This is a genomic window from Virgisporangium aurantiacum, from assembly GCF_016863635.1.
In the GTDB taxonomy this organism is placed as follows: domain Bacteria; phylum Actinomycetota; class Actinomycetes; order Mycobacteriales; family Micromonosporaceae; genus Virgisporangium; species Virgisporangium aurantiacum.
Map to the genome: position 1 here is coordinate 1 of NZ_BOPG01000180.1, position 1,537 is coordinate 1,537.

At 70.1% G+C, this 1,537-nt stretch carries 1 protein-coding gene; it reads left to right on the plus strand.

What is annotated here, in order from left to right:
- The first annotated feature begins 129 nt into the window (after nucleotides 1-129).
- Nucleotides 130-1,512 (plus strand): IS701 family transposase, encoded by a 1,383-nt coding sequence (locus Vau01_RS62925; protein ID WP_204015441.1) that lies wholly within the window; start codon nucleotides 130-132, stop codon nucleotides 1,510-1,512.
- Nucleotides 1,513-1,537 lie beyond the last annotated feature (25 nt).

A 1,537-nucleotide genomic window follows, 5' to 3' on the forward strand; every position in this document is an offset into this window, starting at 1 on the left:
TCTCGAGTTTCGGACTTTTGTGACTCGTGTGGGTGAAGTGGACTAGTGGGACGGCGTGGTGTGGTGATCGGGGGCGGGTAGCAGAAGGAGCATCGGCGGTGCTTACCCACTCCCGAAAGAGGGCCGCCGATGCTCCAGGTCGAGACGTTACCGCCGTCGTTTGCGGTGCTGCTGGCGGCGCTCCGGCCGTGTTTGACCGCGCCGTCGTTTCACACGTTCGTGACGCTGATCGCGGGGACGATCGCCGCGCCGGGGCGGCGGACGGTGACCGCGGTGTGGATCGCGGCCGGGCAGGCCGGGGTCCGTCACCACGCCCGCGCGTTCTGGTTCCTCAGCCGGGCCCGCTGGTCGGTCGAGGAGGTCAGCGACGTGCTGGCCCGATTGGTCGCCGGGCTGCTTCTCGACCCGCACGAGGCGGTGCTGGTCGCCGTCGATGACACCCTCGTCCGCCGGTCGGGTCGACGGGTGCATGCCGCGTTCTGGCACCACGACGGAGCCGCCAACGGCCGCCGTAAAGGCCCGGGCCGGGCGGTGGCCTGGGGCAACAACTGGGTGCTCGCGGCGATCGTGGTCCGGCTGCCGTTCCGGACCCGGCCGATGGCGGTGCCGGTCGGGTTCGCCCTGTGGCAACCCAACGGGCCGACGAAACAGGTCCTGTGCAGCCAACTGGTCGCCCGCATCGCCGCCGCACTGCCCGGGCGTCGTATCGACGTGGTCGCCGACACCGCCTACGCCGGTGCCGACGGCGCGGCGGGCGCGGCCGTCGGCGCCAACCGTCAACGTGGGCTGCCCGCCGGCGTCAGCCTGACCAGCCGGCTACGCGCCAACGCCAAACTCCACGCCATCTATGACAGAAGCACCGATCGCACCGCAAACCCCCGCCGGGGCGGGCGGCCCCGCACCATCGGCGCGGTGTTGGGCTACCCGAAAGACCTCGCCGCCACCGGCACGTGGACCACGACGACCGTCACCCGCTACGGCACCACCGCCACCGTGCAGGTCATCGACCGGACCTGCCTGTGGTACGGCGCCTACCGCAGCCGCCCCATGCGCGTCATCGTCGTGCGCGACCCGACCCGCCCCACCAAAGCCGGCTACGAACTGGCCCTCATCACCACCGACCTGACCGCCCCCACCACCACGATCATCACCCGATACGCCGACCGGTGGCCGATCGAAACCATGATCGAAGACGCCAAACAACACACCGGCATCGGCCAAACCCGCACCCGCACCCCCCGCGCCGTCGAACGCGCCGTCCCTCTCGCCCTGACCGCGCACACCCTGACAGTGCTGTGGTACGCCCGCCACGGCCACGACCCAGCCGACGTCAGCGACCGGCAGCACACCACCCCCTGGTACCGGACCAAAACCGAACCCGCCTACCACGACATGATCATCAAGCTCCGACGCACCCTGATCGCCGCCCGGTTTCATCCAGGAAAAGGCCGAAACCCCACCCCCGAACAAACCCTCGCCGTCCACGCAGCCTGGGCAAACGCCGCCGCCTAGAACACCAGAACCACGAAAGTCGAGG